Source organism: Pseudactinotalea sp. HY160, from assembly GCF_009372055.1.
Lineage (GTDB): Bacteria > Actinomycetota > Actinomycetes > Actinomycetales > Beutenbergiaceae > HY158.
Genome location: NZ_WHMT01000010.1, coordinates 1 through 13,187, shown reverse-complemented (window position 1 = coordinate 13,187; position 13,187 = coordinate 1). Strand labels below are relative to the sequence as shown.

16 protein-coding genes and 1 tRNA gene are annotated in these 13,187 nt (G+C 71.9%); 8 read left to right on the top strand and 9 right to left on the bottom strand.

The annotated features are described in order from the left end of the window. Positions 1–21: 21 nt before the first annotated feature. The 4 genes from GCG21_RS10490 to GCG21_RS10475 form a co-directional block, all read right to left on the bottom strand. Positions 22–2,241 (bottom strand): RNA degradosome polyphosphate kinase, encoded by a 2,220-nt coding sequence (locus GCG21_RS10490; RefSeq protein ID WP_227993639.1) that lies wholly within the window; start codon positions 2,239–2,241, stop codon positions 22–24. 79 nt (positions 2,242–2,320) lie between these two features. After that, a complete protein-coding gene (gene mshD, locus GCG21_RS10485; protein WP_152909640.1) occupies positions 2,321–3,313 on the bottom strand; it encodes a mycothiol synthase in 993 nt (330 codons plus the stop codon). Then, positions 3,313–3,936 carry a hypothetical protein gene (locus GCG21_RS10480; RefSeq protein WP_370517450.1) on the bottom strand — a complete coding sequence of 208 codons (624 nt, stop codon included), beginning with the start codon at positions 3,934–3,936 and terminating at the stop codon, positions 3,313–3,315. The genes mshD and GCG21_RS10480 overlap by 1 nt, the downstream gene beginning before the upstream one ends. 387 nt (positions 3,937–4,323) lie before the next feature. Continuing rightward, positions 4,324–5,517, bottom strand: a complete 1,194-nt coding sequence (locus GCG21_RS10475) for an alanine racemase (protein ID WP_227993636.1) — start codon at positions 5,515–5,517, stop codon at positions 4,324–4,326. Positions 5,518–5,601: 84 nt separating this feature from the next. Here GCG21_RS10475 and GCG21_RS10470 point away from each other — a divergent pair, with 84 nt between their 5' ends. Both GCG21_RS10470 and GCG21_RS10465 read left to right on the top strand, forming a co-directional pair. Then, positions 5,602–6,933, top strand: coding sequence for a D-arabinono-1,4-lactone oxidase (locus GCG21_RS10470; RefSeq protein ID WP_152909638.1), 1,332 nt, complete (start codon positions 5,602–5,604; stop codon positions 6,931–6,933). 97 nt (positions 6,934–7,030) lie between these two features. Then, positions 7,031–7,103 (top strand) — tRNA-Lys (locus tag GCG21_RS10465). A 71-nt stretch (positions 7,104–7,174) separates the two neighbouring features. Here the strand turns inward: GCG21_RS10465 and GCG21_RS10460 are convergent. Further along, positions 7,175–7,558, bottom strand: coding sequence for a hypothetical protein (locus tag GCG21_RS10460; protein WP_152909637.1), 384 nt, complete (start codon positions 7,556–7,558; stop codon positions 7,175–7,177). A 393-nt stretch (positions 7,559–7,951) separates the two neighbouring features. Between GCG21_RS10460 and GCG21_RS10455 the strand changes: the two genes are divergently transcribed. From GCG21_RS10455 to GCG21_RS10445, 3 genes are all read left to right on the top strand, one after another. Next, positions 7,952–8,911 carry a LysR substrate-binding domain-containing protein gene (locus GCG21_RS10455; protein WP_152909636.1) on the top strand — a complete coding sequence of 320 codons (960 nt, stop codon included), beginning with the start codon at positions 7,952–7,954 and terminating at the stop codon, positions 8,909–8,911. A 133-nt stretch (positions 8,912–9,044) separates the two neighbouring features. Then, positions 9,045–10,046, top strand: a complete 1,002-nt coding sequence (locus GCG21_RS10450; RefSeq protein WP_152909635.1) for an ATP-binding cassette domain-containing protein — start codon at positions 9,045–9,047, stop codon at positions 10,044–10,046. Continuing rightward, positions 10,043–10,888: an ABC transporter permease gene (locus GCG21_RS10445; RefSeq protein ID WP_152909634.1), complete on the top strand. Its 846-nt coding sequence runs from the start codon at positions 10,043–10,045 to the stop codon at positions 10,886–10,888. Before GCG21_RS10450 ends, GCG21_RS10445 begins: the two co-directional genes overlap by 4 nt. Positions 10,889–10,944: 56 nt before the next feature. On the opposite strand, the gene GCG21_RS16280 is transcribed toward GCG21_RS10445, so the two are convergent. Further along, positions 10,945–11,112, bottom strand: a complete 168-nt coding sequence (locus GCG21_RS16280; RefSeq protein WP_194165046.1) for a hypothetical protein — start codon at positions 11,110–11,112, stop codon at positions 10,945–10,947. 118 nt (positions 11,113–11,230) lie between these two features. On the opposite strand from GCG21_RS16280, the gene GCG21_RS10440 reads away from it, so the two are divergent. Beyond that, positions 11,231–11,467: a type II toxin-antitoxin system VapB family antitoxin gene (locus GCG21_RS10440; protein ID WP_152909633.1), complete on the top strand. Its 237-nt coding sequence runs from the start codon at positions 11,231–11,233 to the stop codon at positions 11,465–11,467. Further along, positions 11,464–11,793 carry a type II toxin-antitoxin system PemK/MazF family toxin gene (locus GCG21_RS10435; RefSeq protein WP_370517448.1) on the top strand — a complete coding sequence of 110 codons (330 nt, stop codon included), beginning with the start codon at positions 11,464–11,466 and terminating at the stop codon, positions 11,791–11,793. Before GCG21_RS10440 ends, GCG21_RS10435 begins: the two co-directional genes overlap by 4 nt. Before the next feature lie 172 nt (positions 11,794–11,965). Here GCG21_RS10435 and GCG21_RS10430 read toward each other — a convergent pair whose 3' ends face one another. From GCG21_RS10430 to GCG21_RS10425, 3 genes are all read right to left on the bottom strand, one after another. Then, positions 11,966–12,223, bottom strand: a complete 258-nt coding sequence (locus GCG21_RS10430) for a hypothetical protein (RefSeq protein ID WP_152909632.1) — start codon at positions 12,221–12,223, stop codon at positions 11,966–11,968. 133 nt (positions 12,224–12,356) lie between these two features. Further along, on the bottom strand, positions 12,357–12,524 hold the full coding sequence (locus GCG21_RS16275; protein WP_194165045.1) for a hypothetical protein: 168 nt from the start codon (positions 12,522–12,524) through the stop codon (positions 12,357–12,359). Next, positions 12,494–12,763, bottom strand: coding sequence for a hypothetical protein (locus GCG21_RS10425; RefSeq protein ID WP_227993632.1), 270 nt, complete (start codon positions 12,761–12,763; stop codon positions 12,494–12,496). The genes GCG21_RS16275 and GCG21_RS10425 overlap by 31 nt, the downstream gene beginning before the upstream one ends. 168 nt (positions 12,764–12,931) lie before the next feature. Here GCG21_RS10425 and GCG21_RS10420 point away from each other — a divergent pair. Continuing rightward, positions 12,932–13,187: WXG100 family type VII secretion target (locus GCG21_RS10420; protein WP_370517447.1), on the top strand; the 256-nt coding region annotated here is incomplete at its 3' end.

Genomic DNA, 13,187 nt, shown 5'->3' with positions numbered 1-13,187 from the left:
GCTTCTTGGCGCCGGACACCCCTAGCGGCCCGTCGACCGGTGCGGCGCCGCGGAGCGGTACGTCGCGCGCATCATGGGCCGGTGGGAGGACATGAGCAGTTCCTGCAGGTCGGCGAGCCGGTTGCCGTCGGCGTCGCGGTCCGCGCGGCGCCAGAAGATCCGACCGTTCCGGCCCGGGCGATCGGGCGGACCCTCCGGGTCGTACAACTGGTGCCAGCTGGCGGTCGAGGGGGACATGGCCACGTCGATGAGGCTGACGAGTTCGGCGACGTGTTCGTGATCGACGACCCGGATGAGCACCTCGATGCGGCGGTCGAGGTTGCGGTGCATGAGGTCGGCGCTGCCGAGGAGCACCTCGGGGTCGCCGCCGCGGGCGAAGGCGAACACGCGGGAGTGCTCGAGGAACCGGCCGAGGATCGAGCGCACCCGGATGCTCTCGCTCAGGCCCGGGACGCCCGCCTCGAGGGCGGTCGTGCCGCGCACGAGGAGGTCGACGGGAACCCCGGCCCGGGAGGCCCGGTAGAGCGCGTCGATCGTCTCCTCGTCCACGATCGAGTTCACCTTGAACTTGATCCACGCCTCCTGACCGTCGCGGTGGTGCGCGACCTCCCGCTCGATCCGCTCGATGAGCCCGGAGCGCACGGAGCGCGGGGCCACGAGCAGCCGGTGGAACTTCGCCTTGGGCGCGTAACCGGAGAGCTGGTTGAACAGCCGGGTCAGGTCCTGGCCGACGTCCGGATCGCACGTGAGCAGGCCGTAGTCCTCGTACAGTCGGGCCGTCTTCGGGTTGTAGTTGCCGGTGCCGATGTGGCAGTAGCGGCGCAGCCCGTCGGCCTCCTGGCGCACCACGAGGGTGAGCTTGCAGTGGGTCTTGAGGCCGACGATCCCGTAGACGACGTGCACCCCGGCCTGTTCGAGCTTGCGGGCCCAGGAGATGTTCGCCTGTTCGTCGAATCGGGCCTTGATCTCCACGACCGCGAGCACCTGCTTGCCGGCCTCGGCGGCGTCGATCAGGGCGTCGACGATCGGCGAGTCGCCCGAGGTGCGGTACAGGGTCTGCTTGATGGCCAGCACCTGCGGATCGGCCGCGGCCTGGGAGAGGAACTGCTGCACGCTCGTGGCGAATGAGTCGTACGGGTGGTGGAGCAGGATCTCCCCGTCCCGGATGGCCTCGAACACGTCGGTGGGGTTCGCGCTCTCGACCTGGGAGAGGCCGCGGGCGGTGCCGGCCACGAACGGCCGGAACGACAGCTCGGCCCGGTCGAGGTCGGCGATGAGATTGAGGCCGGTCAGGTCGAGCGGGGCGGGCAGCTCGTACACGTCCGATTCCACGATGCCGAGCTCGGAGACGAGCATGTCGCGCACCTTCGGGGTGAACCCGCGGGCCAGCTCGAGGCGGACCGGCGGGCCGAAGCGGCGCCGCAGCAGCTCCCGTTCGAGGGCCTTGAGCAGATTCTCGGCGTCGTCCTCCTCCACCTCGAGGTCCTCGTTGCGGGTGACCCGGAAGACGTGGTGTTCCACGACGTCCATGCCGGGGAACAGGTAGTCGAGGAAGTGGGCGATCACGTCCTCGATCGGCACGAAGGAACTCTCCTCCCCCTCGATGTCGGCCGGGTCGTGGGGGCGGCCGCGGGCGTCGACCGCGATGAACCGGGGCAGCAGCGGCGGCACCTTGACGCGGGCGAAGTGCTCCCGCCCCGTGCCGGGATTGCGCACGACGACCGCGAGGTTGAGCGACAGCCCGGAGATGTACGGGAACGGATGGGCCGGGTCGACCGCGAGCGGGGTGAGCACGGGGAAGATCATCTTGCGGAAGTACTTGTGGAGCCGGTCCTGCTCGGACCCCGCGAGGTCGTCGAAGCGCACGAGGGTGATCCCCTCGGCGGCGAGCGCCGGCGCCACGTCCGCCGCGAACACTCGGGCGTGCCGGTCGGTGAGCTGGTGGGCGGTCTCGCCGATCGCCTCGAGCACCTGCCGGGGCTGCAGGCCCGAGGCCGCGGTCACGGCCATGCCGGTGGCGATCCGGCGCTTGAGGCCGGCCACGCGCACCATGAAGAACTCGTCGAGGTTCGAGGCGAAGATCGACAGGTAGCGCACCCGCTCGAGCAGCGGGAGGCCTGAGTCCTCGGCCAGTTCGAGCACTCGTTCGTTGAAGGCCAGCCAGCTCAGTTCCCGGTCGCCGAAGCGGCCCTCGGGCAGGTCCGTCTCGGCGCGCACGTCATCGGTCGCGATCTCGGTCATGGCCCAATGCTCGCACCACATCCTGGGGACGTGCACGGGATCGGCCGAATGTGAATGCCGGGTCGGCGCGAGGGCCGGGTCAGCGCGAGTACTGCACGTGGCGCTGGGCGGTGACGAAGCCGTGGCGGGCGTAGGTCGCGACCGCCGGGTGGTTCTCGCGCTCGACGTACAGGTCCATGCGCGCATACCCGCGCCGGCGGGCCTCGGCCATGGCGACGCGCGTGAGCAGGGTGCCCAGGCGCCGTCCCTGCGCCTCGGGGTGCACCCCGAGCACGTAGATCTCGGCCGTTCCCCCGACGTTCTGCCCACTCCGTTCATTGGGCTCGGCGGGCCCGCTCGGCACAGCGGGCTTGACCCACATCGCCCCGAGGAGGGCGGAGGTGTCGTGCGCGCGCGCGAGCCAGAACAGGCTCGGGTCGAACCACGGCTGGGCCATGCGGGCGTGCAGGTCGGCGGCCGTGAGGCGCCCCTGCTCGGGATGGTCGGCGAAGGCGGCCGCGTTGAGGGCGAGCCAGTCCGCCTCGTCGCGGGTGCCCGGCGCGAACGTCGCCAGCTCGATCCCCGCCGGGACCTCGGGCGCTGTGGGCGCTGTCAACACTGTGGGCACCGTGGGCGCCTCGGACACTGTGGGCACCGTGGGCGTGAGCTCGGCGGTGAGGTAGAGCAGCTCCCGGGTGACGCGCAGGCCGCGCCGGGCGGCGAGCGCGGCGGCGCCCGGGAGGTTCCCGTGGGCCCAGATCGCGAGCTCGGGCGGACCGGCCTCGAGCACGGCCGCGAGCAGGTGGGCACCGCAGCCGGCGCGGCGGTAGTCCGGATGGATCGCGAGTTCGGCCGAGCCCCGGTCGATCTGGGCATAACCCACCGGTCCGGTGGATCCGGTGGGGCCGGCCAGCTGGAGGTGGGTCACCGCGCCCGAGTCGAGGTTGAGGAGGGTCTGCTCGTCGTAGGGGTCGATGCCGTCGGCCTGCCTCGCGGCGGCGGCGAGGGCGCGGACGGCGCCCGCGTCGGGCACGCCGGTGTGCAGCGTCGGCGGTGTCGGCGTGCTCGGCGGGCTCGGCGGGCTCGGGTCCATCAATCGAGCTTCTCCGCCCGCCACAGGCCGGCGGCCACCGTGAGTTCCTCCGCGACGGCCTGCAGCGTGGCGCCCTGGCGCGTGAGGCGGGAGGCCTCGGCGTCGTCGGTCAGGGTGTCGGCGTCGAGCGCGCAGCCGGTCGCGAGCACCCGGCAGAAGGCGCCCGCCCGTTCGAGCGCGACCGCGAAGTCGCCCCGGTACACGCCCGTGAGGACGGCGTCCGCCAGGTCGCGTACCTCGCTCGGCCCGGGCAGCGGTGCGACTCCCGCCACCACCTCGTCGACCTGGGCGGCGCGGGAGCCGAGGCGGAAGTGCTCGGCGACCCGGTGGGCGTCGTTCCTCGTCCACTCCCGCAGCTGATAGAGCCGCCACAGGGCACCGGGCAGGGTCGTGGCCGGGGCGTTCGACCAGAGCATCGCCAGGTCGTCGATTCCCTCGTTGTCCACGAGCTCCACGAGCCGGGCCACGAGGTCGTCGTCGTGGGCCGCGGCGCGCCCGCGCACCACGAGGGCGACGGCGGTGGCGTGGGCCGCCTCCGATCGGCTGGCGGGGTCGACGTCGCCGACGATCTCCTCGGCGCGCTGGGCGGAGAGCATCGCGGGGCGTCGGAACCGTGCGGTCACGGGCTTCCTTTCGAGCTCGGGTGGGAAAGACCCCGCCCACGATAGTTCTCCGGTCGGGGATGCGCCAACGATCCGTCAGCGCGGGAGACGCGGCCGAACCCGCGCCGCGAACCGCGGCGCACCGGCATTGGCGACCCTCTGAGCCGGCTCACGGGGAGTCGGCGGAGGGTCCTGCTTCCCGCCCCATCCGCGGCCCTATCCGCCGGCGACCAGGGCCGAATCGTTGGTCCGCCGACACATTTCAACCCGACGACCCTGCTCGGCGCCGGAATCGAGGCCACCGCCCTGGTCGACGCAGGAATCAAGGCCACGACCCTGCTCGGCGCGGGAAGCCAGGCCACCGTCCCGGTCGACGCGGGAATCCAGGCCACCGCCCTGGTCGACGCGTCAGCCGAAGTCGAGGCCCTCGCCGCGATAGGTGGCCACGGTGGCGAGCAGGTCGGCGCCGTCCACCAGATGCACCCGGTCGAAGCGCTCCATGGCCTCCCCCGCCTTGGCGTGCCGGAACCACACCCGGTCCCCGATCGCGGGCTCACGGCCGACCCCGAATCGCAGCGGGGTCTGCACCTCACCGGCACCCTCGGAACCGGTGAGCCGGCCCGCGAGCGGGGCCGGCCAGCGGTCGCTGCCCACGGCACCGGAGGCGATGTAGCCACCGGCGAACGCCGTCGCATATCCGGGCGCCGGGCGGCGCACCACGTCGAGGCCGAAGAACGCGGCCGGGCGCGGGGTGAACGCCGCATAGTGATCGAAGAGGGTGGGTACGAACAGCCCGGAGCCCGCGGTCACCTCGGTGATCACCGGATCGGCGGTCGTCTGCGCCACCGAACCCGAGCCGCCGCCGTTGACGAGCAGACCCGGCCCGGTCACCTCCTCGACCGCGCGGACCACGCTCGCGCGCCGGGTGGCCAGCTCGGCGAGGGAGAGTCGCTTGAGCCCGCGCACGATCGGCCCCCGCCAGCCGGCCTCGCCCACCCCGGCGACCTGCGCCTCGTAGAACATGAGGCCGCGCACCGCGATCCCGGGCCGCCCGTGGGCGTCCGCGGCGAGCCGGCGCGCCTGCTCGGGCGTGCGCAGCGGGGAGCGCCGGGCGCCGATGTGCACGCGTCCGATCCGCAGCGAGGCGTCGATGTCGAGGCACACCCGCACCGGCTGCGCGGCCAGGTCCTGCCCGGCCGCGCCCGCGGCGGCGCGAGCGATGAGGTCGAGGTGAGCTGCGTCGTCGATCATCAACGTGATCGCCCGGCGCAACCCGGGATCGGCGGCGAGCTCGGCGAGCGCGGCCGGCTCCACGGCCGGGTAGCCGAGCAGCACGTCGGTGGTCAGGCCGGCGCGCACGAGCCAGATCGCCTCCCGCAGCGAGTAGGCCATGACGCCGATGGTCCCGGGGCGCTCGAGCATGCGGCGCAGCAGTTCGGGCACGCGCACGGACTTCGAGGCCACGCGGATGGGCACGCCGCCGGCGCGGCGCGATAGATCCTCGGCGTTGCGGTCGAACGTGGGCAGGTCCACCACGGCGAGCGGCGCCGGCAGGTCGCGGGTGACCCGAGCCCACGGCGCGGGGGTGGGAGCGGGCGGCATGGGCTCATTGTCGCCCACGCCGCGCATCGTCGCGCTGGAATTCCTCCCCGGCCGATGCGGGATTCCGGCAGACTGGACGCCACCATGACCACGACGGACACGCGCTGGCGCAATTGGGCCTCGACGGCCGCGGCACATCCGCGGGCGGTGGCCCGCCCCCGCACCGACGAGGACCTCGCCCGCCTCGTGGGCGAGGCCGCCGCCGGGGGCCGGCGGATGCGCGCCGTCGGCTCCGGCCACTCGTTCACCGACTGTGCGGTGACCACGGGCACGTCGGTCGACCTGAGCGCCCTCGACCGGATCGAATGGGTGGGACCGCCGTCCCCCGACGGGTCGAGGCCCGTGCGGATCGGCGCGGGGATCACGCTGCGGCGGCTCTGTGTCGAGCTCGCCGAGCGGGGCCTCGCGCTGGCGAACATGGGCGATATCGACGCCCAGACCCTCGCGGGGGCGGTGAGCACGGGCACCCACGGCACGGGCGAGCGCTTCACCGGGTTCGCGGGGATGGTCGAGCACGTGCGGATCGTCACCGCCGACGGGTCGATCCGCGACACGACGCCCGACTCCGAGCCCGACCTGTTCGAGGCCGCGCGCCTCGGGGTGGGCTCGCTCGGCGTGATCACGGCGCTCACGCTGCGGGCCGTGCCCGCCTTCGTGCTCCACGCGCACGAGGCCCCGCGGCCCCTGGCGGCCGTGCTCGAGGGTCTCGCGGATACCGACGGGCCCGTGCGCTCGAACGATCACTTCGAGTTCTACTGGTTCCCGCACACCGACCTCGCCCTGACCAAGGCGAACAACGTGGCCGCGGCCGACGATCTGCCGCTGCCCACGACGCGCCGGCTCCTCGACGACGAGCTCCTCTCGAACGGCCTGTTCGCGGCGACGAACGAGCTGTGCACCCTCGCCCCCGGGCTCACACCGTGGGTCAACCGGATCGCCGCGCGGGCCCTGGGCGAGCGCACCTACACCGCCCCGAGCCACGCGGTGTTCGTGACCCCGCGGCGGGTGCGCTTCCGGGAGATGGAGTACGCGATCGGGGCCGCCGATCTCGCGCCGGCGCTCGCCCGGGTGCGCGCGTGGCTGGATCGACGGCGCGCGGCCGTGCCGTTCCCGATCGAGGTGCGCTTCGCCGCCGCCGACGACGTGTGGCTGTCCACCGCTTTTGGACGGCGCACGGCGTACGTCGCCGTCCACCAGAACCTCGGCCTGGGGTTCCGCGAGTATTTCCGGGCGGTCGAGGCGATCATGGCCGACTTCGGCGGGCGCCCGCACTGGGGCAAGATCCATTGGCTCCGCCGCGCCGACCTCGCGGAGCTGTACCCGCGGTTCGGGGACTTCCTCGCCGTGCGCGACCGGGTGGATCCGCACGGCGTCTTCGCCAACCGGTACACCGGCCGGGTGTTCGACACGGCGTGAGGACGACGCTCGCGGCCCGGGTGCGCGCGTTCGCCCGCGAGCCGCGAGCGACTACACTTCTCGGGTGGCCGCACCGGCGGATTCCGGGGTGGGCCGCGGGCCTCTAGCTCAATGGGTAGAGCAACGGACTTTTAATCCGTGGGTTGCGGGTTCGAGCCCCGCGGGGCCTACCGCATTCGGCCGGGGCTATTCGGCCTCGGCGGGCCTTCGCCGTTCGAGCGGGGCGGGGCGATCGGCGGCCTCAGCACGGTGTGCTGAACTGCTCCACGCCCAGCTGGTCGAGGGACTCGGCGATCACCGGGACCGTGCCGTCGTGGCCGTCGAAGAGCCACGAGTCCTTGATCCCCCAGTGAATGACCTCGTCCTCGGGGAAGGATTCGCAGTGCAGCGCGATCACGACCTCGTCGAGGTAGTCCTGCATGGCCCCCGCCTCGAGGAAGTTCCCCGCGCCGAGGAAGAACTCCTCGTCCATCGAGCAGAAGAAGGCGTCCGCCAGCAGCTCCGCGTCGAAGGACTGGTCCTCGCACTCCCACCCGAGGTCCGCCAGCCCGGCCCGGAGCGGGCCCTCGCCCGACTCGGGCGGCTCGGTCTGCCCGGCCGCATCCCCTGCCGCTGCCGTGTCCACCGGGTCAGCGGGCGGTTCCTCGGGCGCGTCGGCCCCCGAGCATCCTCCCAGCACGACCATCGCGCATACGAACCCCGCGACGCGCCCTCGCCCCATCGTGACCTCCCGTGTCATCGGCATTCGCCCCCGCACCCCGCTCGCGCGGTTGCGGGCAGCCCGATCCGGTGATCGGGGCGGCGCTGCAGGTGCGCCGACGGTGCCGTGGCATCGAACGGTACCGGCCGGCGCTCACAATCGGCTCACAGGGCGCATGCCCCGGCGCCGGGAACGGTCCGTTGTTCGCCGGACGCGTCTGCTCGCCGCGTGACGGGCAACTCGTTCTCAGGGTCGAGAGCGAACTCGCCCGGGCCCGGGCTCATTGCCACGGCACCGGGCCGCGACGAAGATGTTCGGATGAGCACTCGCGGCGGGGATCGTGGGATCGAACTGCGCCAGCTGCGCTATTTCGTGACGCTGGCCGAGGAGCTCCACTTCGCCCGCGCCGCCGCGCGCGAGCACATCGTGCAGTCCGCCCTGAGCCAGCAGATCCAGCGGCTGGAGCGCCTGCTCGGGGTCGTGCTGGTCGAGCGCACGACCCATCACGTGCGGCTCACGCCGTCCGGCGCGGTGTTCCTGAGCCAGGCGCGGAGCGTTCTTCGCGCGGTCGACCGCGCCGTCGCCGCGACGAGGTCCGCGAGCGCGGACGCCGAGGTCGTGCGGGTGGCGATCGGGGATGCGAGCCTCGATTCGATGCCGCAGATCCTGCGTCATGCGCAGTACAACCGGCCCGGTCTCGTGGTCCACCGGACCGAGGCGACGGTGCCGGCGCAGTACCGGATGCTCGCGGAGGGATCCATCGACGTGGGGGTCGGCAACGCCGCCGACGCGCCCCGCGGAATCGCCTCCGAGGTGTTCCGGCTCGACCCGATGGGCGTGCTGGTGGCGCAGGCCCATCCACTCGCCCGGGCCGCGGCCGTGAGCGTCGCCGACCTGGACGGCCTCGAGCTCGTGCTCGCCGAGGACGCCGAGGCGCCCGAGTTCAACGAGTTCGTCACCTCGATGTGCGCCGCCGCCGGGTTTCGGCCCGTCCGCTTTCCCGGCACCGCCCAGAGCATCCGCGCGGCGGCCTACCTCGTGGGGGAGCGCGAGTGCGGCGCGATCGTGCCCGCCTCGTGCGACCTGTTGATGCCGGGCCTGCGGTGGCGCCCGCTCGAGCCGCCGTCGCTGTTTCCGTGGTCGCTGCTCTGGCGCGCGGACGACGCCACGCCGGCGGTCCGGGCGATACGCCGCGCCGCCGCTGCCTTGTCCGCGAAGCTCGACTGGCTCGGGGACGACGCGGGCGGCCCCGGGATCGCTCATCAGTCGCATCGATGACGTGTGCTGATTCTCGAGGTTTCCGGCGCCGGGAGGCGGTGCTTGACTGATTCGTCGCCGTCGTCGTACACGGCACCGGCACCCGAGCCCCGGCCGCTCGGATGCCGGGCACCACCGACCACCGTGGAGAGCCATGGCCATCAGGCAACTGGGTAGGCAGGAGGTACGCGATCGCACCCGCCTCCCCGCGATCGAGGCGGAGGGGCTGGTCAAGAGGTTCGGCGACTTCACCGCCGTCGACGACGTCGGCTTCGAGGTTCCCCGGGGAACCGTGCTCGGGCTGCTCGGCCCGAACGGCGCCGGCAAGACCACGATCGTGCGGATGATGACGACGCTGTCGGCCCCGACCAGCGGTCGCGCCCGGGTCGCCGGCTACGACGTCGCCTCCGAGCCGGACACGGTTCGCCGCAGCATGGGCCTGACCGGGCAGGCGGCGAGCGTCGACGAGATCCTCACCGGCCGCGAGAACATCCGCATGATCGGCGGACTCCACGGAATCGGCCGCAGGGAGCTCGCCCGGCGCGGCGACGAGCTGCTCGAGCACTTCTCGCTCACCGAGGCCGCCGACCGGCAGGTCAAGACGTATTCCGGCGGGATGCGCCGCCGGCTCGACCTGGCCGTCTCGCTGCTGGCCACCCCGCCGGTGCTGTTCCTCGACGAGCCCACCACCGGGCTCGACCCGCGCAGCCGAGCCGAGATGTGGGCGGTGATCCGCGACCTCGTGGCCCAGGGCACCACCCTCCTGCTCACGACCCAGTACCTGGAGGAGGCCGACCACCTCGCCGACGACATCGTCGTCATCGACAAGGGACGGGTCATCGCCCAGGGAACCCCGCTGCAGCTCAAGAACCAGGCCGGCGCGGCGAGCCTCGTGATCACGGTGACCGACCCCGACGACCTCGGATCCGCCGAGGCCCTGCTCGGCAAGACCGGCTCGGAGGTGTTCGTGGATCGGGCCGCCCGCAGGCTGACGATGCCCGCCGGCGGCCTCGAGGATCTCACCCGCGTCGTGGATTGGCTGCGCAACAGCCGGATCGCCGTGGACGACATCGGCCTGTCGCGTCCGAGCCTCGACGATGTGTTCCTCTCCCTCACCGGACATTTCGCCGACGACTCCCCCGAGGAATCCCGATGACCGCCTCCACCGCCCCCCGATCACACGTCGCACCGGCTCGGCAGCGGCGCACGAACCTGTGGCAGCAGTCCTGGATCATGGTCCGCCGCAACCTCATCCACACCCGCCGCATGCCGGAGATGCTCTCGGACGTGACGATCCAACCGATCATGTTCGTGGTGCTCTTCGCCTACGTGTTCGGCGCGTCGATCACGAACACCGGCGGGCCCTCCTACAAGGAGTTCCTGCTCCCGGGGATCATGGGCCAGACGATCGTGTTCACCGCGTTCATCGTCGCGACCGGGATCACCGCCGATGTGGAGAAGGGGATCGTCGACCGGTTCCGCTCCCTGCCGATCAGGCGCTCCTCCGTGCTCATCGGCCGGAGCATCGCGAGCCTGCTGCACTCCTCCATCGGCATCGTCGTGATGGCGCTGACCGGCCTGGCGATCGGGTGGCGGATCCGGAACTCGCTCGGCGAGGCCGTGCTCGCGTTCGCGCTCGTGCTCCTATTCGGGTTCGGGATGATCTGGTTCGGCATCCTCATCGGATCGTGGCTGCGCTCGGTCGAGGCCGTGAACGGCTTCATGTTCTCGACGCTCTTCCCGATCACGTTCCTCTCCAACGCCTTCGTGCCCACCGCGCCGATGCCCGGTTGGCTGCGCGCCATGGCCGAGTGGAACCCCGTCTCCTCCCTCGTACAGTCGATGCGTGTGCTGTGGGGGAACGGTCCCGCGGCCGGCCCCGATGCCGCGCTGCCGCTGCAGCACCCCGTGCTCACGACGATCATCTGGGCGGGCGTGCTCACCGCCGTGTTCGCGCCGTTCGCCCTGCGGGCGTATGCCCGGCGCACCTCGGACTGACCGAGCCGGCTCTGCTGCCGGCGATCGATGCCCGTGCTCGAATCGATGCCCGGACGCTACTTGGTGCGCTTCTGCTCCGGCGCGGCGCGGCGCCCGGTCGCGGGGGCGGAGGACTTGGTGGTCACATACCGCCCCGTGATCGCGCTGCGACGCATAGCGCCCGTCACCCGATAGACGCCATTGCCGACACTCTGGTAGCCACTGGCCTGACTCGATTCCGCCATGCTTCCTCCTCGCCGGGGGGGTTCTACCCTACGTCACCGTTCTCGAGCGAGACGGCCGCGCGCCGGGCTCTCGTCCGTTCACAGGCGGACCGATCGAGAGGAGTGGCACAATGATGGCATGCCTCGCACACGACTGAGCACCACGGTGGATGCATCCCTGCTCGAACACGCTCGCAGGGTGCGGTCGGGCACGACCGATGCCGCCCTGGTCGATGAGGCGCTCGGCGCGCTGCTGGCGCGCTACCGCGCCGCAGAGATCGATGCAGGCTACGCCGCCTACGACGAACACCCACTCGACGAGCCCGACGAGTGGGGCGACCTGGCGTCATTCCGGCGAGCCGCGGCCGCCTCGTGAGCAACCTCCCCACGCGCGGCGAGGTCTGGTGGTGCGAGCTGGCCGGGATCGGCCGCAGACCGGTCGTCGTGCTCTCGCGTGACGCCGTGATCCCCCGGCACCGCCGCGCACTCGTGGCTCCATGCACGACCACGATCCGAGGGCTGGTCAGCGAGGTCGTCCTCGAACCCGGTGAGGATCCCGTGCCGCGTCCCTGCGCGGTGAACCTCGACTCGGTGGAGAGCGTCTCGATCGCTGTTCTCGTCAACCGTGCCGGACGATTGCGCGACACCCGGATGCGCGAGATCTGTGCGGCCCTCGCGGTCGCCGTCGACTGTTCCGCCTGACCCGAGCCCCCGTCGCGCCCACCGCGTTGCTGTCGATGGTGAGGTTGAGTCGATGCACATCGAGCGCTGGACCGTAGCCATCACGCGCTGACATCATGAGGGCTGCGGCGGGCAGTAGCCCTCGGAGCCTGGCAGTCTTCCGGACGGTACGACGAGCCAGGCTCACGTATGTTCACAGACGAAATATTCGCGATTCGACGAGCGGATCCGCACGACGACGCCACTCGCCACCGTTCGTGACGCACCAGGCCGCGGCGTCGCCGACCCACAGCAGCGGTTGCTCATGGGGACCCGCGTGCCGGTATTCGAGCGACGCGCCCTCGTCGCGGCGCACGACCTCGGCGATCGTGCTGCGGTCGGCCCGCTGCAGCGATTCGTCGCGTTCGATGACGAGTCGATCGACTCCGTCTCGACGTGCCGCCGCCGTCAATGCCTCGAGGCAGTGGGGCCTTGCCTCCTTGTCCGCTCACCCCGCGCGACCCACACCGCCACGCGAACATCGAGCCGGGTCATCGCAGAGAGGATCTCGCGGCGGCGGCCGCCCCGGTCGCGCGGCAGGAACGTCATAGGCCGACGATCCGCAGCGGCGGGAGGGCGTGGACGAGACGCACGGTCTCCACCGACACGGTGGTCACGCGCTGGATCGGGTCGAGGATGTAGCGCGGGTTGCCGACCTCGCGGGCCCAGTCGTTCGGGTCGTTCACGATGCCCGAGGGCTTGTCTGCGCGCACTCTTCTCGAGCACCTCCGGGGTGGCGAAGGAGAAACTGCTCCCAGTCGATGGAGGAGTCGAGGAACTCCTCGATGCCGATGCGGGAGACCGGTGTGACCTGGCCGCGGATCGCGGCCTCGGCGTTCGGGCCCCAGTCGGCGGCCGTGGTCTTGAGCAGGCGGCGCGCGAACGGCTCCTTGCCCGACTCCCAGCGGCTCGAACGGGTGGTCGCGGGTCGTGACGGTGGCGCGCCGGGCATCGGGCCGGAAATGGGCAGGTCTCCCCCGCCCCGGGGCGGGGGAGACCTGCCCATGGACACGGCCGGTCCGGCTTCCTAGGTTGGTCCGCGTCGCCACACGGCGGCGCTCGCGGCCGACGGCTGGGAGGACACCGGCCCGAATGAGGGGCCCGAACACGGGAGGTGACTGTGGCAACCGAGGTTTCCGCAGCAGACGGCGCCCTACAGCGGGGCGCGCAGGTGGTCGCCGACGCGAAGGCATCACTGAACACAGAGCTCAACCAGCTCGAGGGCAAGCTCGCCAGCATCGGCGCGCAGTGGCAGGGCCAGGGCGCCTCCGCCTTCACCATGCTCATGGAACGCTGGCGCACCGACGCCCGCAAGATCACCTCCGCGCTGGACACCTTCGAACAGAACCTGACCAGCTCGCAGACGACCTACACCT